The 26,137-nt window shown below is 69.6% G+C and carries 30 protein-coding genes; 12 read left to right on the top strand and 18 right to left on the bottom strand.

From position 1 onward, the window contains the following. Positions 1-35: 35 nt before the first annotated feature. From AC07N1_RS10575 to htpX, 4 genes are all read left to right on the top strand, one after another. The gene (locus AC07N1_RS10575) at positions 36-422 is read left to right on the top strand and encodes an ExbD/TolR family protein (RefSeq protein WP_494671764.1); all 387 of its coding nucleotides are present in this window, start codon (positions 36-38) and stop codon (positions 420-422) included. Positions 423-595: 173 nt separating this feature from the next. Beyond that, positions 596-1,213: a 30S ribosomal protein S4 gene (rpsD, locus tag AC07N1_RS10570; protein WP_110121502.1), complete on the top strand. Its 618-nt coding sequence runs from the start codon at positions 596-598 to the stop codon at positions 1,211-1,213. A gap of 392 nt (positions 1,214-1,605) precedes the next feature. Beyond that, positions 1,606-1,992 carry a TFIIB-type zinc ribbon-containing protein gene (locus AC07N1_RS10565; RefSeq protein ID WP_494671763.1) on the top strand — a complete coding sequence of 129 codons (387 nt, stop codon included), beginning with the start codon at positions 1,606-1,608 and terminating at the stop codon, positions 1,990-1,992. 18 nt (positions 1,993-2,010) lie between these two features. Continuing rightward, positions 2,011-2,943: a zinc metalloprotease HtpX gene (gene htpX / locus AC07N1_RS10560; RefSeq protein ID WP_494671762.1), complete on the top strand. Its 933-nt coding sequence runs from the start codon at positions 2,011-2,013 to the stop codon at positions 2,941-2,943. 54 nt (positions 2,944-2,997) lie between these two features. On the opposite strand, the gene AC07N1_RS10555 is transcribed toward htpX, so the two are convergent. The 3 genes from AC07N1_RS10555 to AC07N1_RS10545 form a co-directional block, all read right to left on the bottom strand. Further along, positions 2,998-3,381, bottom strand: a complete 384-nt coding sequence (locus AC07N1_RS10555; RefSeq protein WP_494671761.1) for a VOC family protein — start codon at positions 3,379-3,381, stop codon at positions 2,998-3,000. A 29-nt stretch (positions 3,382-3,410) separates the two neighbouring features. Next, positions 3,411-3,848 (bottom strand): hypothetical protein, encoded by a 438-nt coding sequence (locus AC07N1_RS10550; RefSeq protein WP_494671760.1) that lies wholly within the window; start codon positions 3,846-3,848, stop codon positions 3,411-3,413. A 114-nt stretch (positions 3,849-3,962) separates the two neighbouring features. Further along, positions 3,963-4,445, bottom strand: a complete 483-nt coding sequence (locus AC07N1_RS10545; RefSeq protein WP_110121498.1) for an Lrp/AsnC family transcriptional regulator — start codon at positions 4,443-4,445, stop codon at positions 3,963-3,965. A gap of 84 nt (positions 4,446-4,529) precedes the next feature. On the opposite strand from AC07N1_RS10545, the gene AC07N1_RS10540 reads away from it, so the two are divergent. Continuing rightward, a complete protein-coding gene (locus tag AC07N1_RS10540; RefSeq protein WP_494671759.1) occupies positions 4,530-5,444 on the top strand; it encodes an EamA family transporter in 915 nt (304 codons plus the stop codon). A 61-nt stretch (positions 5,445-5,505) separates the two neighbouring features. Here the strand turns inward: AC07N1_RS10540 and AC07N1_RS10535 are convergent, their stop codons facing one another. Beyond that, entirely contained in the window at positions 5,506-6,645 is a 1,140-nt protein-coding gene (locus tag AC07N1_RS10535) for a serine hydrolase domain-containing protein (RefSeq protein ID WP_494671758.1), read from the bottom strand. Between the two features lie 17 nt (positions 6,646-6,662). On the opposite strand from AC07N1_RS10535, the gene AC07N1_RS10530 reads away from it, so the two are divergent. Further along, the gene (locus AC07N1_RS10530; protein WP_494671757.1) at positions 6,663-7,079 is read left to right on the top strand and encodes a hypothetical protein; all 417 of its coding nucleotides are present in this window, start codon (positions 6,663-6,665) and stop codon (positions 7,077-7,079) included. A 168-nt stretch (positions 7,080-7,247) separates the two neighbouring features. Here the strand turns inward: AC07N1_RS10530 and AC07N1_RS10525 are convergent, their stop codons facing one another. The 4 genes from AC07N1_RS10525 to AC07N1_RS10510 are packed head-to-tail and all read right to left on the bottom strand — an operon-like array spanning position 7,248 to position 9,199. After that, positions 7,248-7,667 (bottom strand): acyl-CoA thioesterase, encoded by a 420-nt coding sequence (locus AC07N1_RS10525; protein WP_494671756.1) that lies wholly within the window; start codon positions 7,665-7,667, stop codon positions 7,248-7,250. A gap of 4 nt (positions 7,668-7,671) precedes the next feature. Further along, a complete protein-coding gene (grxD, locus tag AC07N1_RS10520) occupies positions 7,672-8,013 on the bottom strand; it encodes a Grx4 family monothiol glutaredoxin (RefSeq protein ID WP_492855230.1) in 342 nt (113 codons plus the stop codon). A 53-nt stretch (positions 8,014-8,066) separates the two neighbouring features. After that, the gene (locus AC07N1_RS10515; protein ID WP_494671755.1) at positions 8,067-8,957 is read right to left on the bottom strand and encodes an aldo-keto reductase family protein; all 891 of its coding nucleotides are present in this window, start codon (positions 8,955-8,957) and stop codon (positions 8,067-8,069) included. 5 nt (positions 8,958-8,962) lie between these two features. After that, positions 8,963-9,199: a BolA/IbaG family iron-sulfur metabolism protein gene (locus AC07N1_RS10510; RefSeq protein ID WP_487287870.1), complete on the bottom strand. Its 237-nt coding sequence runs from the start codon at positions 9,197-9,199 to the stop codon at positions 8,963-8,965. Positions 9,200-9,380: 181 nt separating this feature from the next. On the opposite strand from AC07N1_RS10510, the gene AC07N1_RS10505 reads away from it, so the two are divergent. Next, on the top strand, positions 9,381-10,079 hold the full coding sequence (locus AC07N1_RS10505) for a hypothetical protein (RefSeq protein ID WP_494671754.1): 699 nt from the start codon (positions 9,381-9,383) through the stop codon (positions 10,077-10,079). Positions 10,080-10,195: 116 nt separating this feature from the next. Continuing rightward, positions 10,196-11,143, top strand: coding sequence for a M20/M25/M40 family metallo-hydrolase (locus tag AC07N1_RS10500; protein ID WP_494671753.1), 948 nt, complete (start codon positions 10,196-10,198; stop codon positions 11,141-11,143). 39 nt (positions 11,144-11,182) lie between these two features. Here AC07N1_RS10500 and AC07N1_RS10495 read toward each other — a convergent pair whose 3' ends face one another. The 3 genes from AC07N1_RS10495 to AC07N1_RS10485 form a co-directional block, all read right to left on the bottom strand. Next, positions 11,183-14,653 (bottom strand): calcium-binding protein, encoded by a 3,471-nt coding sequence (locus AC07N1_RS10495; RefSeq protein WP_494671752.1) that lies wholly within the window; start codon positions 14,651-14,653, stop codon positions 11,183-11,185. A 159-nt stretch (positions 14,654-14,812) separates the two neighbouring features. Further along, complete coding sequence (locus AC07N1_RS10490; protein ID WP_494671751.1) at positions 14,813-15,010, bottom strand: hypothetical protein; 198 nt, start codon at positions 15,008-15,010, stop codon at positions 14,813-14,815. Positions 15,011-15,082: 72 nt separating this feature from the next. Further along, positions 15,083-15,892, bottom strand: coding sequence for an SDR family NAD(P)-dependent oxidoreductase (locus tag AC07N1_RS10485; RefSeq protein WP_494671750.1), 810 nt, complete (start codon positions 15,890-15,892; stop codon positions 15,083-15,085). Positions 15,893-16,018: 126 nt separating this feature from the next. On the opposite strand from AC07N1_RS10485, the gene AC07N1_RS10480 reads away from it, so the two are divergent. Continuing rightward, positions 16,019-16,519, top strand: coding sequence for a winged helix-turn-helix transcriptional regulator (locus AC07N1_RS10480; RefSeq protein WP_494671749.1), 501 nt, complete (start codon positions 16,019-16,021; stop codon positions 16,517-16,519). Positions 16,520-16,600: 81 nt separating this feature from the next. Then, positions 16,601-17,374, top strand: coding sequence for a hypothetical protein (locus AC07N1_RS10475; RefSeq protein ID WP_494671748.1), 774 nt, complete (start codon positions 16,601-16,603; stop codon positions 17,372-17,374). Positions 17,375-17,544: 170 nt separating this feature from the next. Here the strand turns inward: AC07N1_RS10475 and ribH are convergent, their stop codons facing one another. From ribH to ribD, 4 genes are read right to left on the bottom strand one after another with little or no spacing between them, the layout of a single operon-like run. Beyond that, positions 17,545-17,988: a 6,7-dimethyl-8-ribityllumazine synthase gene (gene ribH, locus AC07N1_RS10470; RefSeq protein ID WP_494671747.1), complete on the bottom strand. Its 444-nt coding sequence runs from the start codon at positions 17,986-17,988 to the stop codon at positions 17,545-17,547. Beyond that, positions 17,985-19,208, bottom strand: coding sequence for a 3,4-dihydroxy-2-butanone-4-phosphate synthase (gene ribB / locus AC07N1_RS10465; RefSeq protein ID WP_494671746.1), 1,224 nt, complete (start codon positions 19,206-19,208; stop codon positions 17,985-17,987). Before ribB ends, ribH begins: the two co-directional genes overlap by 4 nt. After that, on the bottom strand, positions 19,184-19,798 hold the full coding sequence (locus AC07N1_RS10460; RefSeq protein ID WP_494671745.1) for a riboflavin synthase: 615 nt from the start codon (positions 19,796-19,798) through the stop codon (positions 19,184-19,186). The genes ribB and AC07N1_RS10460 overlap by 25 nt, the downstream gene beginning before the upstream one ends. A gap of 13 nt (positions 19,799-19,811) precedes the next feature. Further along, positions 19,812-20,822, bottom strand: coding sequence for a bifunctional diaminohydroxyphosphoribosylaminopyrimidine deaminase/5-amino-6-(5-phosphoribosylamino)uracil reductase RibD (gene ribD / locus AC07N1_RS10455; RefSeq protein ID WP_494671744.1), 1,011 nt, complete (start codon positions 20,820-20,822; stop codon positions 19,812-19,814). 99 nt (positions 20,823-20,921) lie between these two features. Between ribD and AC07N1_RS10450 the strand changes: the two genes are divergently transcribed. Both AC07N1_RS10450 and AC07N1_RS10445 read left to right on the top strand, forming a co-directional pair. Further along, a complete protein-coding gene (locus tag AC07N1_RS10450) occupies positions 20,922-21,590 on the top strand; it encodes a GntR family transcriptional regulator (RefSeq protein ID WP_494671743.1) in 669 nt (222 codons plus the stop codon). A 138-nt stretch (positions 21,591-21,728) separates the two neighbouring features. Next, a complete protein-coding gene (locus tag AC07N1_RS10445) occupies positions 21,729-22,181 on the top strand; it encodes a MaoC family dehydratase (protein ID WP_494671742.1) in 453 nt (150 codons plus the stop codon). 7 nt (positions 22,182-22,188) lie between these two features. Here AC07N1_RS10445 and AC07N1_RS10440 read toward each other — a convergent pair whose 3' ends face one another. The 3 genes from AC07N1_RS10440 to purL form a co-directional block, all read right to left on the bottom strand. Further along, on the bottom strand, positions 22,189-23,349 hold the full coding sequence (locus AC07N1_RS10440) for a hypothetical protein (protein ID WP_494671741.1): 1,161 nt from the start codon (positions 23,347-23,349) through the stop codon (positions 22,189-22,191). A gap of 97 nt (positions 23,350-23,446) precedes the next feature. Further along, the gene (locus tag AC07N1_RS10435; protein WP_494671740.1) at positions 23,447-23,803 is read right to left on the bottom strand and encodes a hypothetical protein; all 357 of its coding nucleotides are present in this window, start codon (positions 23,801-23,803) and stop codon (positions 23,447-23,449) included. Between the two features lie 123 nt (positions 23,804-23,926). Next, the gene (purL, locus tag AC07N1_RS10430) at positions 23,927-26,134 is read right to left on the bottom strand and encodes a phosphoribosylformylglycinamidine synthase subunit PurL (RefSeq protein WP_494671739.1); all 2,208 of its coding nucleotides are present in this window, start codon (positions 26,132-26,134) and stop codon (positions 23,927-23,929) included. Between the last annotated feature and the right edge of the window lie 3 nt (positions 26,135-26,137).

Genomic DNA, 26,137 nt, shown 5'->3' with positions numbered 1-26,137 from the left:
CCCAGAGGCTGGCGGGACGGTTCGAGAGCAGGCCGATGGCGGCGCCGAACGTGGCGCCGCTGGTCGGCGTCTTGCTGGGCCTGTTCGCCGCGACGCTGATCGTCGGCCAGTCGCCGGACACGCCCCTGGCCGAGTTGAGGCTTCCGCCGGCCTTTTCACACATGAACTGTTTTCCCACCCGCCAGGCGACATTCCTGTCCCTGCATGATGGGCGCTATGTCCTCGCTCACGACGGGGAGGAGATCGAGACCGCCTCCGCGGACATCGCCGCGCGCCTGCGGATGCTCGCGGCCGTCCACCCCGATGCGATCGTCGATGTTCGCGCGGACGCCGAAGTCCCCTTCGCCCGGTTCATGGCCATGGTCGAGGCGGTGAAGTCCGCCGGCCTGCGACCGCGCCTGATCAACGAAGACCTTCGCTGACGGCGCTTTGCTAGGCCTGTCCGTTGACTCCCCGTCGCCCCTCCGTCATAAACCGCGCCTTCACGCCGCCGGCTCGCCGCGCGGTGCGAGCTTCATGACGGAATGACCCGACGCCGCCGTTGCAATCGCCCTCCCCAGGGAGGACCGGCCCGGATCGATATAAAGAGTGACCTATGTCGAAGCGCCATAGCGCCAAGTACAAGATCGATCGCCGTATGGGCGAGAACCTCTGGGGCCGGCCCAAGTCGCCGGTCAACCAGCGGTCCTACGGCCCGGGCCAGCACGGCCAGCGTCGCAAGAGCAAGGTGTCGGACTTCGGTCTGCAGCTGCGCGCCAAGCAAAAGCTGAAGGGCTACTACGGTAACCTGACCGAGAAGCAATTCTCGCGCACCTACGAGGAAGCCGCCCGCCGCAAGGGCAACACCTCGGAAAACCTGATCGCGCTGCTCGAGTCGCGCCTGGACGCCATCGTCTACCGCGCCAAGTTCGTGCCGACCGTGTTCGCCGCTCGTCAGTTCGTGAACCACGGCCACGTTACCGTGAACGGCAAGCGCGTGAACATCGCTTCGTACCGCTGCAAGCCGGGCGACGTGATCGCGGTCCGCGAAAAGTCGCGCAACATGGCTCTCGTGCTCGAAGCCGTCGCCTCGAACGAGCGTGACTTCGCCGAGTACGTCTCGGTCGACGCCAAGGGCCTGTCGGCCACCTTCGTCCGCGCTCCGGAACTGTCGGAAGTTCCGTATCCGGTGAAGATGGAACCGAACCTCGTCGTCGAATTCTACGCTTCGTAAGACGCGTCGAACTCGCAAGAGATCGGAAAAGGCCCCGGAGCGATCCGGGGCTTTTTTTGTTTTCGGGAGAGGGTGGCCTCGCGGAGCGAGGTCGGGTGAGGGGTCTCTCAGAAGGTTTCGGATAGGCCTTTCGACCCCTCATCCGACGGCCTTCGGCCGCCACCTTCTCCCGCAAGGGGAGAAGGATCAAAGCCAGCCCTTGAACTCCCAAAACCCCTTCCTATCTCCACTAAGCGGGCCGGGCCCCTCTGGCGCAGCGTTGTAGGACAACGCGCGTGATGTCGGACCGCATCGGGTGTTCTCGATGTCTGGGTCCGGGTTTCCCTCCCCCCTCGTGCCGGACCTGACGTCGGGAACACCCGTCCACTCTTGGAACAGGGACCCGACCGACCATGCCCCTTCTGATGTGCCCCAATTGCGACGGCTCCATGCAGGCCGTGCAGCGCGCCGGCGTAGAGTTCGACATGTGCCCCAAGTGCCGGGGCGTGTGGCTCGATCGCGGCGAACTGGAAAAGCTGATGGCGCTGGAGCGCGAGGACGCGCAAGGCGCACCCGCCCCGCAGCCCGCGCCCCAACCCTCGCCTTCGCCCTTCAACCGCGCCCAGCCGACCTATGAGTCCAGGCCCGAACCAAGGCCCGAGCCCCGTCGCTACGACGACAGCTGGCGCGACCAGCACAAGCGCCAAGACGACCGCAAGCGCTACGACCATGACGACGACTACCGTCGCCACGGCCACCACAAGAAGAAGCGCTTCGACCTCTTCGACATCTTCGACTGATCCATACCCTCAAAGGCCATGAACCACTTCAAGACCTTCGCTCTGCTGGCCGGCCTGACGGCCCTGTTCGTCGGGGCCGGCTACATGATCGGCGGCGCCACGGGCATGCTGATCGCCTTCGTGCTGGCCGCCGGCATGAACGTCTTTTCCTACTGGAACGCCGACAAGATCGTGCTGCGGGCCTATGGCGCGGTCGAGGTCGACGAGAGCCATCCCGAGCCGCTGGTGCGCAGTTACGCCCGCGACGTGCGAGACCTCGCCCAGCGCGCCGGCCTGCCCATGCCGCGCGTCTGCATCATCGACAGCGACCAGCCCAACGCCTTCGCCACCGGCCGCAATCCCGAGAACGCCGCCGTGGCCGCCACGACGGGCCTCTTGGCCATGCTCGACCGCGACGAGATCCGCGGCGTCATGGCCCACGAGCTGGCCCACGTGAAGAACCGCGACACCCTGACCATGACCGTGACGGCGACCATCGCCGGCGCGATATCGGCCCTGGCCAACTTCGCCTTCTTCTTCGGCGGCTCGCGCGAGAACGACGAGCGTCCGGGCGGGGTCATCGGCGCCATCGCCCTGGCGATCCTGGCGCCCATCGCCGCCATGCTGGTGCAGATGGCCATCAGCCGCTCGCGCGAATACGAGGCCGACCGGGTGGGCGCGGAGATCGCCGGCGACAACCGGGGTCTGGCCCGCGCCCTGGAGAAGATCGACGCCTATGCCCGCGGCGGCGTGGTCAACCACGAGGCCGAGCGCAATCCGGCCACGGCCCACATGTTCATCATCAACCCGCTGGCCGGCCGCGGCGCCGACAACCTGTTCTCGACCCACCCGGCCACCCGTAACCGGATCGAGGCTCTGTTGCAGCTGGCGATCGGGCAGGGGACGCGTCAGCGCCTGGAGACGGCCGTGCCGACCAGCGCGCCCAGCCGCAAGCCGGGGCCGTGGAGCTAGGGAGAGGGCGTCAGGGGGGGGCTTCCGACCTGAGAGTGCGTCAGCCCCATCGCCTCAGGCGACGTGCTGCGACAGCGACAAGAGGTTGCCGTCCGGGTCCTTGAACCAGGCGACCTTGTCGCCGCCGGGCGCGCTCCAGACGCCGTCGGGACGCTGGTCTTCGCCGAAGAAGGCATAGCGCTCGAAGGCCACGCCCTTGCCTGTCAGCTCAGCGACGGCCGCGTCGATGTCGTGCACCCGCCAGCCGAACACGGTGTAGGGCGCGATGAGCGGCTGCGGCGGCGTGGTGATGCGCACGAAGATCGGTCCGGCCCTCAGAACCAGGGCGAAGTCGTCCTGGCTGACGAAGGCCAGGCCCAGCACGCCCTCGTAGAAGGCGCGCGCCTTGCCGAAGTCGCCGACCGCCAGAAAGCCCATCGGGGCGGCGTCGCCGAGCATGACTGGATCCTGCGATCAGGCGACCGGGCTCACTGGGTGGGGAGCGGCGGCGGCGGAACGTACACGCCGGGCACGTAGGGCGAGCCCGGATAGTTGGGGTAGCTGACGGACTGGGCGCGCGACCACATTTCCGGGAAGGCCGACTGGGGCGTCGTTCGCGGCGACATGCGCAGGGACGTCCGCACCCAGTCGTTCGACGCCACGCAGGTTCCCAGCGCATCGGCGCTGTCGGCGCGGCAGCTGAAGCCGTCGGCGGTCTGGCGGCACACGTCCAGGGTCGCGGCGGGCTTGAAGCAGGTGCCTTTGCGTTGCGCCTTGGCCTCGGCCTGGGCGCTCGCCGCGGCCATGGCGTCCGCCTTGGTCGAGGCCTGGGCCCAGTGCCAGGTGCTGGCGGCCGCTCCGCCGGCCGTGGCGAGCGCCGAAGCCGAGGCCAGGGCCAGGCCGATCGCGATGACATGCGCCTTCATGAGTTCGCCTCCCGACTTAGTTGAGTCGATTTCGACATCCATCAGGCGCGGCGTCAACAACCTTTACGGATATTGTGGGATTGCGTTCCACCTTTGGGATGCTTCCGACCGCGCTCACTCCACCAGCGGCGCGCGCGAGGGATCCAGCCGCACGATCTCGCGGATGCCGACCAGGGTGATGAACGAGCGCACCCGCCGGTCGTCGTTGAGCACCTCGTGGGTGAAGGCCTCGTAGGCCTCCATGGTCGGCACCGTGACGGTCAGCAGGAAGTCGGTGCTGCCGGTCACGTGCCAGGCGCTGAGCACCTCCTTGCGGGCCGCCACCCCGGCGGCGAAGGCGTTGAAGAGGGCGCTGCCTTCCCGCTCCATCTCCACCAGCACATGCATGGTCAGGCCCGCGTTCAGCCGGGCCGGATCGACGATGGCCACGTCGGCGACGATCACGCCTTCCTTGCGCAGCCGCCGCAGGCGGCGCAGCACGGCGCTTTCCGACAGGCCGACCTTCTGCGCCAGGCTGCGGGCCGGCTCCAGGTTGTCGCGGCGGACCAGTTCCAGAAGCTTGCGGTCGAAATTGTCGAGGGTGACGGATTTCGTCATTCGGGCCTCCGATATCGCCTGTTTCAGGCGGTATACGACGAATTTCGGCGAGAAGCGTCGAGGATCGACGCCTATTTTCCGGGCATGTCCTCCGTCGCCCTCCGCCGTCCCGCGCTCGACGCGCTGTTGCCCTATGCCGCCCTGTTCGGGGGCATGGTGACGCTGGCCGGCGGCACCTCGTTCGCCAAGAGCCTGTTCCCGCTGGTCGGGGCGCAGGGAACCTCGGCCTACCGGGTGGGCTTCGCGGCCCTGCTGCTGCTGGTCCTGTGGCGGCCCTGGCGCTTTCCGCTCAGCCGGCGCGACATCATGGGCGTCGTCTTCTACGGCGCGGCCACCGGGGTGATGAACCTCTGCTTCTACATGGCCCTGCGCACCATCCCGCTGGGCGTGGCCCTGGCGATCGAGTTCATGGGGCCGCTGGCCCTGTCGCTGCTGCACGCGCGCAAGCCCAGCCACTTCCTGTGCATCGGCCTGGCCGCCTTCGGCCTGATGCTGCTGTTGCCGCTGAAGCTGGGCGGGCCGGCGCTCGACCCCGTCGGCGTCGCCTTCGCCCTGGCCGCGGCGGTCTGCTGGGCGCTCTATATCGTCGCCGGCAAGCGCCTGGGCCACCTGCACGGCGGCCGCTCGGTGGCGCTGGGCATGAGCGTGGCGGCCCTGATCGTCGTGCCGTTCGGCATCGCCGGGGCCGGCGCGGCCCTGCTCGACCCGCGACTGATGCTGCTGGGCCTGGTGGTCGCCGTCTGCTCCAGCGCCGTGCCCTATTCGCTGGAGATGATCGCCCTCAAGCGCATCCCCAAGCGCACCTTCGGCGTCATGCTCAGCGTCGAGCCGGCGATCGGCGCCCTGGCCGGCCTCTTCGTGCTGGCCGAGCACCTTTCGCTGCAGCAGTGGGCCGCCATCGCCTGCATCGTCGCCGCCTCGGCCGGCGCGATCCTGACCACCACGCCCGAGAGCGCCGTGGTCGACGACGCCGAGGCGCTGGAGCGGCCGGGCGGCTAGGGCGCTTCACGCCCGCGCCCTAGAATGACGGTACCAAAAACCGCAGTGTTCCAGCTCGGCGCTACTTCGCCTCCACCGGCAGCAGCCGGGTATATTCCCAGCCCCACGGCAGGCCCGTCTCGCCCAGGGCCGCCTTGACGATCGATGGGATGATCCGCTGGCCGTCGCCGGCGTTGGTCAGCACCACCACGCAACGCCGGCGCTTCTCGACGCAGACCAGCATGTTGTCGGTGATGTCGTTGTGCCCGCCCTTGAAGAAGGCGTGGCCCTGCGGCCCGTCGAAGGTGACGACGCCCACGCCCGCCGCCAGTTTGATCCTGGCGTTGTCGGGGTTCTTGTCCTCGGTGAAGGGCGGGAACTGGTAGGCGGCCGGGATCGCCAGGCTGCCGCGCGAGAACTCGGCGCGGGCCTTCTTCGACAGGCCCCAGCCGCCGGCGATGGCCGCCGCCAGCTTGCCCATGTCGTCGATCGTGGTGTCCAGCGAGCCGGCCGCCTTGACGCTGGAGCGGTCGTCGTGCGGCTCCCACTTGCCGTCGGCCTGGCGCCCGTCGGCGAGGTCGGTGACGAAGTCGTCGCGCCAGACCATGCCCGAGCGGTTCATGCCCAGCGGCTTGAACAGGCGCCTGTCCATGTCCTCGCCGACCTTCAGACCCAGGCCCTGCTCGATGACGAACTGCATCAGGTTGAGGCCCTCGCCCGAATAGGCGTAGCGGCTGCCCGGCTCGAACTTGATGTCGAGCTTCTCGTCGGGGTTCAGCCAGCGGAAGTTCGGAAAGCCCGCCGAGTGGGTCAGCAGCATGCGCGGCGTGATCCTGCGCCAGCGCGGATCGCCGGCGAGATCGGCATAGGCCTTGTAGTCGGGCAGGGGCTTCTGAAGGATCTCGGCGATCGGCTTGTCGAGGTCGAGCTTCCCCTCGTCGACCAGCATCATCACGTAGTAGGCGAAGGTCGTCTTGGTCAGCGAGGCGGCGTACATCACCGTCTGCGGGGTCAGGGGATCGCCCTTCTGGTTGCGCACGCCCATCGCCGTGACGTGGACGACCTTGCCGTTCTCGATCACGGCGACGGCCACGCCTGGGATCTTGCCCATGGTCGTCAGCCGGGCGATCTCGTCATCGAGTTTCGGATTTTCGGCGCGCGCCGACCCGGCGGCCATGCAGAGCGCGGCGGCCGCCGCCCACGCCAGAGACTTTCCACGCATTTCCAGAGGCCCCACTGTTGCGCGCACCCTCGCGCCGGGCGACCTTGGCGGCCATGGGCGTCTTTTTCAACCGCCGCGTGCTGCTGGCCGGATTCTTGCTCTCAGGCTGCGCCACCGTTCCCGCGGGGCCGCCGCGCCTGCTGCCGGCCGGACCCGACGCGCCGGGCGAGCTGGAGCCGCTGCTGGGCGTGCGCGCCGAGGCCGACGGCCTGGTCGTCCGCCTGAAGTCGGCCGGCTGCCTGCGCAAGGAGGACCTGCGCTTCTTCGTCGAGCGGAAGGGCGGTGTACCGGCCGTGGCCTTCGCGCGGCGGCGGCTGGAGACCTGCAAGGCGGCCGGGCCGGAGGCGGTCGAGGTGCGGTTCGGCTGGAGCGAGCTGGGCCTGAGCGGAGCGCGGGCGGTGCGGGTGCTGAATCCCGTCGCCACCAACCTCTAATTCCCGTCATTCCCGCCCTTGTGGCGGGAAACCCTCTGTCAGCCGCAAGGGCGGTAGGGGCGGACTGCTGAGCAGTCCGCTTGAACCTCACGTGCGGGCGGAACCAGGGGTTCCCGCCACAAGGGCGGGAATGACGGGAAGAAAGGAAATGCGGGCGGTCGGTAGGCCTCACCCCTTCGGCGTGAAGCGCTCGATCATCCAGGGCAGCACCCGGGCCGGGCGCTTGGCGGCGATGTCTATCAGCACCCAGTCGGTGCGGCTCTGGGCGCACATCTCGCCGTCGGGGCCGTCGATGCGGACATAGCGCTCGAAGCGCGGACCCTTCAGCTCGCCCACCCAGGTATAGCCGGTGGCCACCTCGTGCGGCAGCAGTTCGCGGCGGTAGTCGATCTCGTGCCGGCGGGCGACCCAGCTCCAGGGAGCCCGCTCTTCTTCCGAAGCCCAGGCTTCCCAGTGCGCGATCGCCAGGTCCTGGGCCCAGCCCAGATAGACCACGTTGTTGACGTGGCCGTTGGCGTCGATGTCCGACGCCTTCGGTTCGAAGGTCAGGGGATAGGCGTCGCTGGGCGGGACGAAGAGGCGGCTCACCCGGTCAGGCCGAGATCACGCCCTGGTCAATCAGCAGGGTCTTCAGCTCGCCCGACTGGAACATCTCGCGGACGATGTCGCTGCCGCCCACGAACTCGCCCTTGACGTAGAGCTGCGGAATGGTCGGCCAGTCGGTGAAGGTCTTGATGCCCTGGCGCAGCTCGTCGTCCTGCAGCACGTCGACGCCGACGAACTCGACGCCGAGGTGGTCGAGGATCTGCACGGCCACCGACGAGAAGCCGCAGCGCGGCTGGTCGGGCACGCCCTTCATGAACAGCACCACCGGGTGCTCGGCCACGGTCTTGGCGATGAATTCGATGGCGGGAGAGGCGGCGACTTCAGTCATGACGGGGAATTCCTTGGGCGTAGCCTCTCAGCTAGGCGCCGCAAGGCCCCGGGTCAAGCGCGGCGCTTGGCCCCATCGGCCTGTTCGGCCGAAAACCGCGCCATCTCGATCTGGGCGGCGCATCCGGTCGGCAGGTCGCGCTCGGTCACCCTGGCCAGGGCTTCCAGCTTGTCGCGCTTGCGGGTGATGACCTGCACCGTGGCCAGCGAGGGCTCGGTCAGGGCGTAGCCGAGGCAGAGCTCCTGGCCGGTCCAGCCGGGAGTGCTGTCGAGGAAGTCGTAGCCGCCCAGATTGGCCAGCGGATCGGTGCGGCGACGCCACAGCGACGGTTTCTTGAAGATCGGCCTGGCTTCGCGGTCGCGGATCGACTGGGGCCAGAAGTCCTCGCCGATCACCGCCACGTCGCGGCCGAAGGCGTTGCGGACCCGGTGGCGGTCGGCCCAGCCCGAAGACAGGTTGAACGGCGCGGCCAGGGCGTCGAACACGCCGGTGGCCAGATGGCGCTCCTGGCTGTCGCCGCGGCTGGCCAGGCCCAGGGACTGGATCAGGCCCGACTGGCGCAGGCCCTGCAGGGCGGCTAGGGCCGAGGGCGGGAAGGCCGAGCCCGGGTCGTCGACCGTGACCAGGTTCACATAGGACAGGCCGCAGCGCTCGACGGCCAGGTCGACCGTGTCGTGCGCGGCCTGGGCGCTCAGCAGCTCGCCGCCGCTGCGCAGCCGCCAGCCCACGAACAGCAGCCGCCGCTCGATGGTGGTCAGGGACTCGCCCACGCCCTCCAGCAGGGCGTTGGACGAGCCGTGCACCTCGAAGCTGTTGATGCCGGCTTCGAGGGCCGTGAAGATCAGGCTGCGCCAGTCCTTGCCGCTCATGCGCGGATGGTCGGCCAGCCTCAGCGTGATCGCCGAGATCGCCATGCCTTCCTTGCCGAACGGACGATAGCGCAAGGGCCTTACTCCGTGGGGGCGGCGGTTTCGAGCGCCAGGGCGTGCAGCTCGCCGCCCAGCACGTCGGCCAGGGCGCGGTTGACCATCTGGTGCTGCTTGACGCGGTTCAGGCCGCGGAAGGCCGGCGAGACGATGCGCGCCTTGTAGTGATCGCCGTCGCCGGCGAGGTCGGTCAGCACGATCTCGGAGTCCGGGAAGGCCGCGTTCAGGCGGGCTTCGAGCACGTCGGGCGCCATGGGCATGGGGCGGAGTCTCCGATCCTTGGAAGGGCTAGATGCCCGATAAACCTTAAGATCGCGCATATGGCGGGTGTCGCGCCCAGGTGCAATCGACGCAGGGGCGAGCGCCCGCCGTCGATCCCGCTTGACGATAACGCAATCTCACGCAACACTCACGCATCCGTGAATTTCACGTGAGGTCGACGTGATGCGGTGGTTGGGGGTTGCGGTCGCGGCGGCGATCGCGATGGGGCTGGGCGGATGCACGCCGATGATCACGCGGGAGCCGGTGTTCGGGCTCGCCGACGTCGCCGGCGCGCCGCGCCTGCGTGATGGGCTATGGGTCTCGAAGGAAGAGAATTGCCGGTTTCGCGGCGAGCGTCCCCTGGGGCGGTGGCCTTCCTGCGCCAGGGACAACGCGATCCTGGTTCGCGGCGGCGAGATCCTGCAGTTGAGCCGTGATGTCGACCAGGAAGGTCGGCCTGTCAGGCCCGCCGCTTATAGCTGGCTTGTCCTGCCTCACCTCATCGTGGGCGGGACGCCTCCGATCCTGCAGCTGCATCTCGTGGATGGTGCGCCGTCGCGGCCGGGAACCCTGGCCGACATCGCCCAGCCGTCCGAGGTCGAAGGCGCATACGAATATCTGGCCTTCGAGGTCGTCGAGCGCGATCCGGGCGACGGCGGCGTCAAGGCGTTGCGGATGTGGATGGTTCTCTGCGGGTCGGAGGGCGACGCCGAGCCGCCCTGGCCCGGGGTGCGTTCGGTGGAGGCCTCCGGCTGCGCCGTCGACGGACCAGAAGCGGTCCGCGAGGCCGCCCGCCGCAGTTTCCGCGAAGACCACGTCGTGGACTACCGCTGGATCCGCGAGGCGGGGCCGAACGATTTCGCGGGAGGCGGTCGATGATCGCCGCCCCGTCCGGCCGCCGTCGGTTGCGTGATCCGGCGCCGGATGATCAAACCTTCGAAGCGCCCGCCGCTTCGGCGTCCGGGCGAGCCGAAGACAGGTAACCGAGAGCCTTGATGCGTCCGTTTTTCACCGCCCCCTCCGCGCTCGTGTTCGCCGCCGCTCTCGCCGGCCTCGCTGGCCTCGCCGGGCCCGCGCTGGCCGGCCCGGGCGACCTGGCGCTTGACGACGTCAGGATCCTGTCGAGCGACGCCATGCAGGGAAGGGCGGTCGGCTCGCCCGGCGCGCAACTGGCCCGCACCTACATCCTCGAGCGTTTCAAGGGCGTCGGCCTGTCGCCGATCGGCGAGGGCTTCGAGCGGCCGTTCCGCTTCACCCGCAAGGACGGCGTTGTGGTCACCGGCGTCAACCTCGTGGCCCGCATCAAGGGGAGCGAAGCTGGCGGCAAGGTGCTGCTGGTCACCGCCCACTACGACCACATCGGGGTCAGGAACGGCCAGATCTACAACGGCGCCGACGACAACGCCTCGGGCGTGGCGGGCCTGCTGGCGGTGGCCGAGGCGTTCAAGGAAAAGCCGCCCAGGCACGACGTGCTGATCGTCGCCCTCGACGCCGAGGAGAGCGGCCTGCGCGGCGCCAAGGCCTTCGCCGCCGAACCTTCGATCCCGCTGGCGAACATCGGCCTGGCGGTGAACTTCGACATGCTGAGCAAGAACGCCAAGGGCGAGCTCTACGTCTCCGGGGCCGGGCCGCAGCCGTTCCTCAAACCCATCCTCGACGAGGTCGCCAAGACCGCGCCCGTGACCCTCAAGCAGGGCCACGACACCGACGCCGACGGCAAGGACAACAACTGGACCTTCCAGTCCGACCAGGGGGCCTTCGCCGAGAAGGGCGTGCCGTGGGTCTATTTCGGCGTCGAGGACCATCTCGAGTACCACAAGCCCACCGACGACTTCGAAACCATCCCCCAGCCCTTCTTCAAGGGCTCGGTGGCGACGGTGGTGCAGGCGAGCCGGGCGTTCGACGCAAGGCTGGACGAGATCGCCGCGGCCGCCGCGCGATAGGTCGTCGCCCCGCCCGCGATCGGCGGGCGGGGCGGACGGTCAGGCGACCAGGAACAGGCCGTCCGACGACAGCGTCGGCAGGGCGAAGCTCTGCAGCCACATGCCGCCGCCGTTCGAGAAGGCGATCTGGATGCCCTGGTCGCTGATCATCTGGATGTTCCAGGTGATCCCGGCCGCGACCAGCGCGCTGACGTCGATCCTGTCGCCGGCGTCGAAGCCGACGATACGGTCGTAGCCGTTGTCCACGGAGGCCACGAAGGTGTCGGCGCCCGAGTCGCCGAACAGGGTGTCGTCGCCGGCGCCGCCCACCAGGGTGTCGTTGCCGCTTCCGCCCGTCAGCCAGTCGTCGCCGCTGCCGCCGTCGATGAAATCGTCGCCCGCCCCGGCATAGATCCAGTCGTCGCCGCCGGCGCCCAACAGCAGGTTGTCCTGGTCGTTGGCCGACAGGGCGTTGTTCAGCGCATTGCCGGCTCCGCTCACCGCCGCGCCCGTCAGGATCAGCTGTTCCTGGTTGTCGCCGAGGATCCAGGAAACGGACGAGATCACCGTGTCGACGCCTTCGCCGGCCTGCTCGACCACGACGTCCCGGAGGTCATCGACAGAGTACTCGTCGTTGCCCGTTCCGCCGATCAGCATGTCGGCGCCTAGACCGCCGTCCAGCGTGTCGTCGCCGCCCTGGCCGCTGATCCAGTCGTCGCCGGCGCCGCCGACCAGTCTGTTGAAGTAGCCGTTGCCGAGGATGGCGTTGTTCAGGGCGTTGCCGGTCGCGTGGAAGCCATCGGTCAGGATCACGTCCTCGACATTCTCGCCCAGCACATAGCTGGCCGCCGACGAGAACACCCGGTCGTAGCCTTCGCCGGCTTGTTCGATGACGATGTTGCCGTCGTTGACGAAGTATTCGTCGTCGCCGGTTCCGCCGATCATCACGTCCTGCCCGTAGCTGCCGATCAGCCGGTCGTCGCCCGCGCCGCCTTCCATCCGGTCTTCGCCGTCGCCGCCGTTCAGCACGTCGCCGCCGTCCTGGCCGCTCAGCCAGTCGGCGCCGGCCCCGCCGAACAGGATGTTGTTCTGGGCGTTGCCGAGGATGGCGTTGTTCAGCTCGTTGCCCAGGCCTTCCACGGCCGAGCCGCTGAGGACCAGTTGCTCGACGCCGCTGCTCATGGTCCAGGACACCGACGCGAACACCCGGTCGTAGCCCTCGCCGGGGCGTTCGATCACCCGGTCGCCCGCCTCGGCGACGACATAGCCGTCGTCGCCCGCGCCGCCGGCCATGATGTCCGCGCCGGCGCCGCCGTCCAGCCAGTCGGCGCCCAGGCCGCCCTCGAGCTGGTCGTCGCCGTCGTCGCCGATCAGCAGGTCGTCGCCGGCCTGGCCGCTCAGCCAGTCCGCGCCGGCCCCGCCGAACAGGTTGTTGGCCAGGCCGCTGCCGAGGATGGCGTTGTTCAGCGCGTTGCCGGTTCCCCGCACCGCCGAGCCCGTCAGGATCAGCTGCTCGAAGTGGTCGCCGAGCGTGTAGGAGAACGCGGCGATCACCTGGTCCTCGCCCTCGCCGGCCTGTTCGACGATGGTGTCGGTCAGGTCGTCGAGCAGGTAGAGGTCGTCGCCCGCGCCGCCGATCATCACGTCGGCGCCGGCCCCGCCGAACAGGATGTCCTTGCCGGCGCCGCCTTCCAGCCGGTCGTCGCCGCTTCCGCCGTCGAGCGTGTCGTCGCCGGCCTGGCCGCTCAGCCAGTCCGCGCCGCCGGCGCCCGAAAGCCTGTTGTCGTAGCTGTTGCCGAGGAGGGCGTTGTTCAGCTGGTTGCCGGCGCCGTAGAAGCCCCAGCCTTCCTGGGAAAGGATCAGCGTCTCCAGATTGGCGCCCAGGGTCCAGTCGGTGTGGGAGATGACCTTGTCGTCGCCCGCGTTGGCCGCCTCGAGCACGATGTCGCCGACGTCATCGACGACATAGGTGTCCGATCCCCGGCCGCCCATCAGGAAGTCGGCGCCGAAGCCGCCGTCGAGGTGGTCGTTCCCCGCCCCGCCAAGCAGACTGTTGGCGCTGTAGTTGCCGATCAGGGTCGATCCGTAGTCGCCGGCCTGAACGGACTCTATCGAGTTCAGCGACACCAGGCCCATGCCGGTCTGCTGCTCGGCGCTGGATGTCAGATTGACCTGGACGAAGCCGCTGGCGCCCGACAGGTCCAGGGCGTCCATGTCGGAGTTCAGCGCGTCGTAGCGGTTTTCGTGCCCCCACAGCACCAGCACCGAGCCCCAGAAGTAGGGGCCCATGACGAAACGGTCGGCGCCCGCGCCGCCGACGATTTCCTGCAGTTGGCGGGTTTCCGCCGCGCCGTTGTTGGCGCCCAGCTGGGCGATGTAGATGACGTCGTTGCCGGAGCCGCCCGACACCTCGGCGTCGGCCAGGCCGGCGTAGATGATGTCGTCGCCCGCGCCGCCATAGAGCTTGTCGGCCCCGCCTTCGCCCCACAGCTTGTCGTTGCCGTTGTCGCCGTACAGCACGTCGGCGTCGCCGCCGCCGTGAAGCTGGTCGGCCCCGTTGATCCCGTAATAGACGTCCACGCCGGACGTGCCGTTGAAGGTGTCGGCCTCGGTCGTGCCGTTGATCGCGGTCAGGGTGGAGGCGCCGAAATCGCTCGCGGTCAGGCCGGACACGCCCTTCAGTTCGACAACGAAGTCGGGATTGACGCCGGGGCCGGTGTTGAGGACGCCGTCGCGGTTGACGTCGAGGATCAGGTAGGTCGAACCGTTCGAGATCCAGGTCCAGACCTGCTGATAGGTCGAGCCGTAGTCGCTGGCCGAAAAGGTCTGGCCGTTGGTCAGCGAGAAGCCCTGGTCGACCGCGCCGCGCCAGACCACCGGCGTGGTGCTGAAGCGCCAGGTGATCTGGACCCAGTCGCCCTCGGCGCGGTTGAAGTCGGTGATGACGGCGTTGAGCGACGGCTGGCTTCCGTACCACGGGGACATGGCCACGAAGCTGTCGGCGCCCGCGCCCCCGGTGATGGTCGAACCGTTCCAGATGTCGACGAAGTCGGCGCCGGCCCCGCCGTCCAGCACGGTGTCGGTTCCGTTCTGGATCGCGTCGCCGCCGGAGTAGAGACGGACGTAGTCGGAGCCGTCGCCGCCATAGAGCTTGTCGCCCTTGTCGCCCAGCACGGAGTCGTCGCCGGCCCCGCCGTAGAGGGTGTCCTTGCCCCAGCCGCCGATCAGGACGTCGTTTCCGTCTTCGCCGTAGAGGGTGTTGACGGCGTCGGGCGCGTCGGCCTGGTCGCCCCAGCCGGCGCCGGCGTAGATCCAGTCCTGGCCGGGGCCGCCGCGCAGGGTGTCGCCGCCGCTGTCGCCCCAGATCGTGTCGTCGCCGTTGTCGCCCCAGACGGTGTCGTCGCCCGCGCCGCCGTGCAGCTTGTCGTCGCCATCGGCGCCGGCATAGGTGTCGGCGGTTTCGCCGCCGGTCCAGTTGTCCGCGTTATCCGTGCCCAGCACCAGGCTGAGCGTCCTCACCGAACCCGCCATCAAACCCCTCACTCACACGAGAGCGGTCATGGCTTGCCGACATGATGGAGCCCCGCCGCTCGCCTCAACCTAGAGCATTGCGGGCGGGCTCAAGCAAGCCGTGCGTTGCGATATTTTTCAGGTCTGAAATCTTTTTCGCGGGCGAGCGAGGGGGGCTCTTCAGGCCTCGTCTTCCTCGTCGTTGGCCGCCTCGACCTCGACGCCGAACACCTCGTCGATGACTTCCATGATCTCTTCGAGGTCGTCGAGAGTCACCCGCACACGCAGGGTCTGTTCGTCGTCGGCGGTGAGCGTCAGGAAGATGCCGTGCTCGGACTCCTCCAGTATGAATTCGTCGAGATTGGCGATGACGGACATGGCGCGCCTCCCTGCTGGCGAAGGGGGAGCGGACGGCGGCGGCTTTCGTTCCGCGCCGCCGCCGTCCAGGGGTCAGGCGTGTTCGGGGACCTGGTAGCGGGCCGCCGGCCGGTCGCGCGACAGGTTTGGCGCCAGGCTCAGCCGCGCGCCGTCATAGGCGGCGAAGTCGGCGGCGTCGGGCAGGGAGGGGATGGTGACCAGCTCGCCCTGATCGAAGCCGGCCAGGGCCGCGTCCACCAGGTCGCCGACCTCCATCAGGGTCGAGGGATCGAGCGCCGCCGTGCCGCCGCCGCCCGAACGGTCCCAGATCTCGGTGCGGGTGGCGCCGGGCAGCACCGCCTGCAGTTTTACGCTGTCCGGCAGCTGGCTGCGCAGGCCTTGCGTGAAGTAGGTCACATAGGCCTTGGTCGCGCCGTAGACCGGCGAGCGGAACTCCGGCAGCAGGCCGACCACCGACGAGATGTTGACGATCGCCCCGCGATCGCGGGCCTTGAAGGCGCCGGCCGCGGCGTGGGCCAGGCGGGTCACCGACACCACGTTCAGCTGGATCAGGTTGTCGACCTTGTCGAGGTCCTGGTCGACGAAGTCGCCGGCCAGGGCCGCGCCGGCGTTGTTGATCAGGAGGTCGATGGACGCGTCGTCGCGCAGCCGGGCCTCGACGCGGGCCAGGTCGGCGGCGTTCGTCAGGTCGGCCTGGATGACGTCGACCTTGACGCCGGTCTGCGCCTTCAGGCGTTCAGCCAGGTCGGCGAGGCGCTTGGCGTCGCGGGCGACCAGCACGAGGTCGTGGCCGCGCCTGGCGAGGCGGTCGGCATAGGTGGCGCCGATGCCGGTGGAGGCGCCCGTCACCAGGGCCGCGCCGGGAAACTGTTGCTTGCTCATGGTCTCTATCCCCTCGGGATGGTTGTCGCCTCGGCGCTCGGCCCGGCGTGACTTGCAGATGGCAAGTTGCTTTCGAATTGCAAGTGACCGGCTTTCATTTTGCTAGCGAGGCCCTATCTTTCCTCCATGACCACGCGCGCCTTCGATCCTGGACAGTGCCCCGTCGGCCGCACGCTGGAACGCGTCGGCGACGTCTGGAGCCTGATGATCCTGCGGGACGCCTTTCACGGCCTCACCCGTTTCGACGCCTTCGAAAAGAGCCTCGGGGTCGCGCCGAACATTCTGACCAAGCGCCTCGGGGCGCTTGTAGAATCCGGCTTTCTCGAGCGGCGGCCCTACCAGGATCGGCCCGTGCGCCACGAATATGTGCTGACGGAAATGGGCCGCGACTTCGGTCCGGTGCTGACGGCGCTGCTGGCCTTCGGCAACCGCCATCTCGCCAAGGAAGGGATCGCCAGCTGCCTGGTCGACCGCGAGACGGGCCAGACCGCCGAGCCGGTGGTGGTCGACGCCCGCAGCGGCAAGCCGATCGACGGATCGGCCTTCGCCTATGGCGCCGGCCCGGCCGCGGGCGAGGCGGTTCGTGCGCGCTTGGCGCTGATCGAGGCCCTGGGCCGCCGAAACTGAAACGGCGATCTTGCCGACGGCTTTCGCTTCGGTTGTATGCTATCTTCGATTGCGGAAAATCGCCGTCGGGGAGGCACGACCATGGAGACCATCACCGCCAAGAGCGCCAACGGCGCGACCGATCCGGCCGCGATCTCGGCGCTGGCCGAGGATGTCGCCGCCTCGCCCGCCCCGGCCGCGCCGGCCGAGGCCGAGGCTCAGCCCGAGAGCCTGACGGCGACCGCCGCCTCGACCGGCCCGGAGGTGAAGCTCAACTTCGTCAACCGCTCCAACGGCGGCCCCGGAACCCAGGTGCTGGTGTTCGGCAAGCCGGTGACCCCGGCCGCCGACGAGGCCTCGTCCGCCTGGCTGGTGATCCAGAACTGCGCGCCCGGATGGAGCCATCCCTTCGTCTGGCCGGCGGCGGTGACGATCGGGGTGATCGACGCCTGGGGCAACGTCTCGCCGCAGCTGGCGATCGAGAACGGCCAGGTGGCCACGGTGGTAAGCACGGCCTCTGGCGAGAGCCTGCAGCTCACCGACCAGACCACCTCGCCCGAGGCCTTCGGGGTGATCAACCAGCTGGCCCAGGGCTCGGTCGGGGTCACGGTGTTCCGGGCCGGCAAGCCCTATGTCCAGACCCGCGCCCTCTTTCCCGGCAGCCAGGTGATCTTCACCTTCAAGCCGACGATCTGGATCGGCGCGGTCTCGCAGGTGCGCGAAGGCGAGCCGCTGACCAGCGCCGTCGTCCAGCAGGTCAACACCGAGATCAACCTGATCGGCATGGCAGGCGCCGACATCGTCATGACCGGCGGCGGCGAAGGCCACGACGCCAAGCCGTTCGTGTTCTCGCTGGAGAACGTGACCTACGCGTAGGCCTTCTATTCTCTCTATTCTCCCGTCATTCCCGCCCTCGTGGCGGGAACCCCTCTGTCAGCCGCAAGTGCAGATGGGGCGGATCGCCAGCGATCCGCTGGCGCCGCACGTGCAAGCGGAACCAGGGGTTCCCGCCACGAGGGCGGGAATGACGGGAAGAGAGGGAGGCCTCACGCCGCCCGGATCGCCCGCAACGTCGTCGCCGCCTCGACGCAGGCCGCCGCCGCTTCGCGGCCCTTGTTGCCGGCGTCGTCGCGGCTGCGCAGCTGCGCCTGTTCGTCGGTGTAGGTGGTCAGCACCCCGAAGGCGATCGGGGTCTCGGTGGCCAGGCCCGCGCTGACCAGGCCCCAGGCCGTACCGGCGCTGATGAACTCGAAGTGGGCGGTGTCGCCCTTGATGACGCAGCCCAGGCAGGCGATCCCGGCGTAGCGGCCCGTCCGCGCCAGGGCCTGGGCGATCAGCGGCAGCTCGAAGGCGCCGGGGGCCTCGAAGATGTCGGCCTGCGCGACCGGCGCGCTGCGCTCGGCGAACTCGGCCAGGGCTCCGGCCAGCAGGCCGCCCGTGACCTCGGGATTGAAGCGGCTGATGGCGATCGCGAAGCGGGGAGCGGTCATGCGGGGATCCTCGAAGGCGGGACGGAAAGGCGGTGCCCGAGCTTGGCGCGCTTGGTCGCCAGATAGCCGGCGCTCAGCGGATCGGGCGGAACGATCAGGGGCAGGGTCTCGCGCACGGCGACGCCCAGGCCTTCCAGCGCCTTGGCCTTGCGCGGATTGTTGCTGAGCAGGCGAACCTCGCCGATCCCCAGCGAACGCAGGATCGCGGCGGCGGGGCCGTAGTCGCGGGCGTCGTCGGGAAAGCCCAGGGCGTGGTTGGCCTCGACGGTGTCCAGCCCCTCGTCCTGCAGGGCGTAGGCGGCGATCTTGTTGGCCAGGCCGATGCCGCGACCCTCGTGGCCGCGCAGATAGACCAGCACGCCGTTGCCCGACGCATCGATCGCCGCCAGCGCCGCTTCCAATTGGGCGCCGCAGTCGCAGCGGCGCGAGCCGAAGGCGTCGCCGGTCAGGCACTCGGAATGCACCCGCACCAGCGGCGCGCTGGTCAGGGGACCGCGCACCAGGGCCAGGTGTTCGCCGCCGTCGAGGCGGCTGCGGAAGGCGCGGGCTTCGAACAGGCCGTGGCGGGTGGGCAGGCGTGCGCTGGCCACGGCCTCGACCGGCGGATCGGCGGCGATCAGGTAGGCGCGGAGCTCGGCGATGCTGAGGATCGGCAGGTCGTGACGGGCCGAGAAGGCGGCCAGGTCGTCGCCCCGGGCCATGGTCCCGTCGTCGTTCATGATTTCGCAGATCACCGCCGCCGGCGTCAGGCCGGCCATCCGCGCCAGCTCGACCGAGGCCTCGGTGTGGCCGGCCCTGGCCAGCACCCCGCCGGGCACGGCCCGCAGCGGGAAGACGTGGCCGGGCGAGACGAGGTCGGCGGGGGAGGCGTCGGCGGCGACCGCCGCCTGGATGGTCCGCGCCCGGTCCGCGGCCGAGATGCCGGTGTCGACGCCCAGCGTCGCCTCGATCGAGACGGTGAAGGCCGTGCTGCGCCGCGTGCGGTTGTCGGCGACCATGGGCGGCAGGCCTAGGCGATCGATCAGCGGCGCGTCCATGGCCAGGCAGATCAGGCCGCTGGCCTGCTTGGCCATGAAGGCCACGGCGGCGGCGTCGGAGAACTGCGCGGCCTGCACCAGGTCGCCCTCGTTCTCGCGGTCCTCGTCGTCGACGAGGACGATCATGCCGCCGGTCTCGAGGCGCTTCAGCGCTACGCTCAGGCGTTCAGGGAGGCGTGACATAGCCGCTCCACGTATTTGGCCAGCACGTCGACCTCGACATTGATCGGGTCGCCGGGCGCGGCGTGCTGCAGGTTGGTGTGGGTCCAGGTGTGGGGGATCAGGGTCACCCCGACGGCGAAGCGGCCGTTCTCGACCGGCTCGACGGTGTTGAGGGTCAGGCTGACGCCGTTGAGCGCGATCGAGCCCTTCTCGACGCAATAGGGCGCCAGGGCGGCCGGCAGGTCGAAGCGGGTCTTCCAGGCGCCGTCCTCATGGACGATCGAGGCCACGCGGGCCTCGCCGTCGACATGCCCTTGGACGAGGTGTCCCGATAGCCGGGTGGCCAGGGTCACGGCCCGCTCCAGGTTGACGAAGCCGCCGGCCGCCAGGGCCTTGAGGTTGGTGCGCGCCAGGCTCTCGGCGCTGACGAACACCTCGGCGCGGCCGCTCTGGTCGCTGGCGACGATGGTCATGCAGGCCCCGTTGACCGCCACGCTCTCGCCCAGGGCCAGGTCGGGGAAGCCGGTATGCAGGGTCAGGCGCACGGCGCCGTCGGCGACCGTCTCGACGGCGGTCACCTCGCCCAGACGCTCGACGATTCCGGAAAACATCGGGTCTCCTCCTTTAGGCCAGGACGCGGGTGACGGCGTCGCCGTCCGCGCCTTGGCGAATGATCAGGTGCGCGTCCCACAGGTCGGCTTCTAGGAAGGCGGCCAGCAGGGTCGGGCCGCACTCGACCAGGGCCTCCATGACCCCGTCCTCGGCGAGGGCGGCCAGCGCCTGGGGGATGTCGCCGTGCAGGCTGGGGACGAAGCCCCGCGCGCGGGCGGCGTCGAGATAGGCGCTTGGGGTGCGGCCCCGGCGGTCGAGGATGGCCAGGCGGCGTGGTTTGCGGCGCGGGTCCAGAACCCGGCGGACGGTGAACAGCGGGCTGTCGGCCAGGATCGTGCCGGAGCCGGTGATCACCGCGTCGGCCCGCCGCCGCAGGTCGTGGGCTAGGGTCAGGGAAGCCTCCGAGGTGAAGGTCTTGGCTCCAGCCGGCGGGATCATCGAACCCTTGATATCGAGAGCCTGCTTGATGGTCAGCCACGGTCGGCCCTTGGTCAGTCGCGCGACGAACGGCGCGATCAGCCGGAGGGCGCGGGCGCGAAGTTCGCCGGCGTCGGGTTGAGCGAGGTCGGCGATCGGCCGGACGGCCAGGCCCGCCGCCGCCAGTCGCGTGGTTCCGCCGGCCGCCGTCGGATTGGGATCGCTCGCGCCGTACCAGACCGCTCGCGCCGGGCTGGCCAGGATCGCCTCCGTGCAGGGCGGGGTGGCGCCGTGGTGGTTGCAGGGCTCTAGGGTGACGACCACGGTGTGGACCTGGTCCAGCCGTCCCACCGCGCGGCAGGCGGCCAGGGCGGCGGCCTCGGCGTGTGGCCCGCCCGCCGCCTCGTGGGCCGTCACGGCCAGCACCGAGCCGTCCGCCGCCAGCACGGCGCAGCCCACCGGCGGGTTGGGCGCGGTGGCGCCGACGAAGCGGTCGGCGGCGTCCAGCGCCAGCCGGAAAGCCGTCGCGATCTGCTCAGGGGAAGGGGAGGGGGCCGTCATCGGCCGCCTATAGATGACGGGATCGGCGGCTTTCCAAGCCAGCATCGCCGTTCGCGTCTCTTACATTTTAGACCCCGTCGGGAATGACGGTCGGGGCCTTTTGGCTTAACTGCGAAGCATGACCGACCATCCGCCACCGCCGCGATGAAGGGGCCGCGCAACAGCGTCGAGCCGCACGGCGCCTGGTCGCCGGGGCTGCAGAAGGCCCGGCTGTACGAGCTGATCCTGCAGGACATCCTGCTGGGCGACCTGGCGCCCATGCAGGTGCTGGAGGAAAAGGCCCTGGCCGCCCGTTACGCCGGAGGCCTGGCCGGCGTGCGCGACGCGCTCGGACGGCTGGCCATCGAGGGGCTGGTCGTGCGCCGTCCCCGCGTCGGCACCATCGTCGCCCCGCTGGACGTGGCCGAGATCGAGCACGCCTTCCAGGTGCGGCTGATGCTGGAGGCCAGGACCGCTGGCCTGGCCGCCCGGAACCATCGCCCCGCCGACCTGCCGGCCATTCTCGGCGCCTTCGACGGTGCGGAAGAGGCGATCGCCGCCGGCGACTTCCGGGCCATGCTGGCCATGGACCTGGCCTTCCACCGCGCGGTGGCCTTCGCCACCCAGAACCCGACCCTGGCCCGTTTCGTCGTCAGCCTGCAGAACACCGCCACCCGCTTCTGGATCTGGCAGATGGAGAAGCAGGCGCCCGACGACCAGATGGTCGACGTCGTCCTGCACCGGCGGATGGCGGACGCGATCGCCGCCCGCGACGCCGCCCTCGCCGAGGCGATCTGCGCTCAACTGATCGGCCAACCGCCCAGCGCGTCCTAGAGCCCGCTAGCGGGCTCTAGTCTTTTGCATTTGCGCGCGCCCGGGCGGGTTAGCCGCACACACCTAACCCTGGCGCGCTTGAACCCGAAGGCCGGTAGGGGTTTTGCGGCGCGGGGCGACCCGTGCTAACGCCGCGTCATGATCGAGCAACACCCCACCGGCGGCTACATCCTCGAGGAACTGTTCGTCGGCATGACCGCCGAGAAGCAGGTCCCCGTCACCGAAGAGCGCATCCAGCTGTTCGCCGAAGCCTCGGACGACTTCAACCCGGTGCACGTGGACGAAGCCTTCGCCGCCAAGACCGCCTATCGCGGCCGTATCGCCCATGGCCTGCTGTCGGCGTCGTTCGGTTCGGCGGTGGTCGGCACCATCCTGCCGGGCGCGGGCGCGATCTATCTGAGCCAGACCCTGGCCTTCCACCGGCCGGTGCGGATCGGCGACGTGGTCACCGCGCGCATCACCGTCGCGGCCATCGATCAGGAAAGCGCGCGCGTGACCCTGACCTGCTCGGCCCTGGTCGGCGACGACGTGGTCATGGATGGCGAGGCCACCGTGCGCGTGCCGCGCCGCCGCCGTCCGGCCAAGGGCTGAGGCGAGCTTAGCGTCCCGCCTCGTCGCCGGTCGGGCGCAGGCCGAACCAGCCGCCGTCGGCGTCGAACAGCACCTCGTAGCGGCGCAGAATGTGGCGGCCGGTGTTCACGAAGGCCGTGGGCATCGGCGAGTTGACCAGCACCTGGGTGGGTGCTGCGGGATCGGGCCGGCCCACCGTGAAGGCGAAGGTGGTGGCCGGCCGGGTCGGCACGGTCAGCCGCACCGTCTCGCCCGGCGCCAGCACCTTGGCCGGGACCTTGTCGTTGTTGTTGGTCTCGGTGCGCGTGCGCAGGGCGCCCGGATCGGCCACGCCCAGGTACATGGTCGGGATGCCCGTATCGATCAGCAGCGCTCCGGGCTGGTCGGGCTGGTTTCCGGCCGCGACGCTCATCGGCGCCTGTGGCCAGTCCAGCGGTCCGCCGGGGCCGGGCGCGCCCAGCTTGACGAACCGGAAGCCGGCGGCGACGGCCGGGGTCAGGCCCGCGCGCACGCCCTCGCGCGTCACCACATAGCCCTTGCGGTACGAGTCCCGCGCGATCGGCCGGCCGTCGAAGGCGGTGAGGTTCAGCAGCGGGTTCTTGTCGGGCGTGCCCTGCGACTGGCCGTTGCCTTCCCGGCCAAAGCCCACGCCCATATAGGCGATGCCCTTGGGCATGCTGACGGTCGATGTCGGCGCCGCGCAGGTCCCCGGCGCGGCCTTCACGTCGTAGCCGGGACAATGCATCTCGGTATCGACGACCAGGATCGGAACCTCCGCCCGCGCGACCTCGCCGCCCGCCCCGTCGAGGAAGGTCACGGTCGTCGGGATCCAGCGGCCGACCCACAGGCGCTTGCTGCTGCTGAGGAACTCCCAGCCGGGCTTGTAGCCGGCGGCCTTGGCGGGGGAATAGCCGGGCAGGTCCGACGCCGAGATCACCAGTCCGGTCGAGCCGGTGTCCATCACGACCGGAGGCGGCCGGAAGCTTCCCAGCGGTCCGTCGAGGCGCAGCGACACGGTCGGCGGCCCCGTAAACGGCGGCAGGCCGGCGGCCCAGGGGGCGAACGGGATGAGCCTGGTCTGGTCGAAGGCGCTGAAATCGGGCTCGGGCCTGGCGCACGCCTGGGTCGCCAGGGTGGCGCTCGCCAGGGCGAGGGCCGCGCCGCTTCGAAAAGTCCAGATCGACCGCATGGGCGTCTCCCGAGGTGGAGTCTATGTGCCCGACTTCAACTCAAGATGGACTGGCGCGCAGGCGATTTGCAAGCGGAGCCGCCGGCCTCGCCTCAGATCAATCCACGCAGATGGTCGCGGTGGCGCGGCCGTTCTCGACCTTGGCGTAGCAGCCGAACTGCACGTTCGAGCGACGGCACTGGCCGGTGACCGGTTCGTCGCGGCTTTCCAGATTGCCCTCGAGGACGCAGCCGCCCTGGCATTGCGAGCCGCTGGTGCAGGCCTTGCCGGCGTCGGCGTAGGGCACGACGCAGGTCGGCAGGCCGCGGCGGCCGACGGTCTCGATCTGGCCGCCGCGCGCCGCGCAGGCTTCGACGCTGTCGCCTTGGGCGATCGGCGCCGGCCCCGGCGGCGGAGCCGTCGGGGCGCAGGCGGTCAGGGACAGCAGCAGGGCGGCGATCAGCGGCAGGCGCATGGCTTTCCTTTAGCGAAAGGCGCGTGGTCCTCGCCCTTCGACAGGCTCAGGATGAGGACCATTTCAGCGCCGAGGGTGAGTGAAAACCTCACCCTGAGCTTGTCGAAGGGCGAGGTTTTCACCTTACCCCATGAACGCGGGCAGCCAGGCTTCGTTCGTCTCGCGCAGCTTGGCCAGCGGGATCGAGAACAGGTCGGTCGAGGCGAAGGCCTCGCCGCCGGCCACGCCCGCGATGTTGGCGTGCACGCCGGCTTCCTTGGCCGCTTCCAGTAGGGCGTCCGGATCGGGCGTCGCCAGCAGGTAGCGGGCCTGGTCCTCGCCGAAGAGATACGGGTGAGCGTGAGCGTGGCTGCTGGCGTTCAGCGTGATCCCGACCTTGCTGGCCAGGGCGATGTCGGCCGCGGCGACCAGCAGGCCGCCGTCAGACAGGTCGTGCACGCCGGCCACCAGGCCCGAGCCGATCAGGCCGCGAACGAAGTCGCCGTTCTTGCGCTCGACCGCCAGGTCGACCGGCGGCGGGGCGCCGTCCTCGCGGCCCAGGATCTCGCGCAGATAGATCGAGGCGCCCAGCTCGCCGTGCGTCTCGCCGATCAGCACCAGGGTGTCGCCTTCGGCCACGTTGCCGAAGCCCGTGCGCAGGTCGAAATCGGTCAGCAGGCCGACGGCGCCGACGGTCGGGGTCGGCGGAATGGCGACGCCGTTGGTCTCGTTGTAGAGGCTGACGTTGCCGCTCACGACCGGGAAGTCCAGCGCGCGGCAGGCCTCGGCCATGCCGTCGGTGGCGCGCACGATCTGGCCCATGGTCTCGGGCTTTTCGGGGCTGCCGAAGTTCAGGTTGTCGGTGATGGCGATCGGGAGCGAGCCGGCGGCCGTCAGGTTGCGCCAGGCTTCGGCGACGGCCTGCTTGCCGCCCTCGTACGGGTCGGCCTGGACATAGCGCGGGGTGCAGTCGCTGGTCACGGCCACGGCCTTGCCGGTGCCGTGGATGCGCACGATGCCGGCGTCGCAGCCGGTGGCGCTGTCTTCCAGGGTGTCGGCCATCACGTGGCGGTCGTACTGCTCCCACAGCCAGCGCTTGGAGGCCATGTCGGGGCAGCCGATGACCTTCAGCACGGCCTCGTCCCAGTTCTCGGGGGCGGGCACGTGGCCGGGGTCGAGGCGGGCGTCGACCTTGGGCTCGGTCCAGGGGCGGTCATAGAGCGGCGCGTCGTCGAACAGCGGGGCCAGCGGCACGTCGCAGACCGTCTCGCCGTGGTGCTTGAGCACCAGGCGGCCGGTGTCGGTGGTGTAGCCGATGACGGCGGCGTCCAGGCCCCACTTCTCGAAGATGGCGTGGCCGTCCTGCTCGCGGCCGGGCTTCAGGACCGCCAGCATGCGCTCCTGGCTTTCCGACAGCATCATCTCGTAGGCCGACATGCCGGTCTCGCGCTGCGGCACCATGTCCATGTTCAGCTCGATGCCGACGCCGCCCTTGCCGGCCATCTCGACCGACGACGAGGTCAGGCCGGCCGCGCCCATGTCCTGGATGGCGGCGACGGCGCCGGTGGCCATCAGTTCGAGGGTGGCCTCGATCAGCAGCTTTTCGGCGAAGGGGTCGCCGACCTGCACGGTCGGGCGCTTCTCCTCGGAATCCTCCGAGAACTCGGCCGACGACATGGTCGCGCCGTGGATGCCGTCGCGGCCGGTCTTGGAGCCGAAATAGACGACCGCCAGGTTCGGACCGGGGGCGGCCGAGTAGAAGATGCTGTCGGCCTTGGCCAGGCCAACGCACATGGCGTTGACCAGGATGTTGCCGTTGTAGCCCTTGTGGAAGTTGGTCTCGCCGGCGACGGTGGGCACGCCCACGCAGTTGCCGTAGCCCGCGATGCCGGCCACCACGCCGTCCACGAGACGCTTGGTCTTGGCGTGGCCCGGCTCGCCGAAGCGCAGGGCGTTCAGGAGGGCGATGGGGCGCGCGCCCATGGTGAAGACGTCGCGCATGATGCCGCCCACGCCCGTCGCCGCGCCCTGGTAGGGCTCGATGTAGGACGGGTGGTTGTGGCTCTCCATCTTGAAGATGATCGCGTCGCCGTCGTCGATGTCGATGACGCCGGCGTTCTCGCCGGGACCGCAGATCACCCGCGGGCCGCTGATCGGGAACTTCTTCAGCTGGTTCTTCGACGACTTGTACGAGCAGTGCTCGGACCACATCACCGAAAACACCCCCAGCTCGACGAGGTTGGGCTCGCGGCCCAGGCGGTCGAGGACGACCGCGTATTCCTCGGGCTTCAGACCGAATTCGGCGGCCGTATCGGCCATGGACTTGGCGGGGGCGGTGGAGGGTGCGCTCATGGG

It is taken from the genome of Caulobacter sp. GW821-FHT09B11, assembly GCF_059418205.1.
This window is presented reverse-complemented; position numbering and strand designations above follow the sequence as displayed.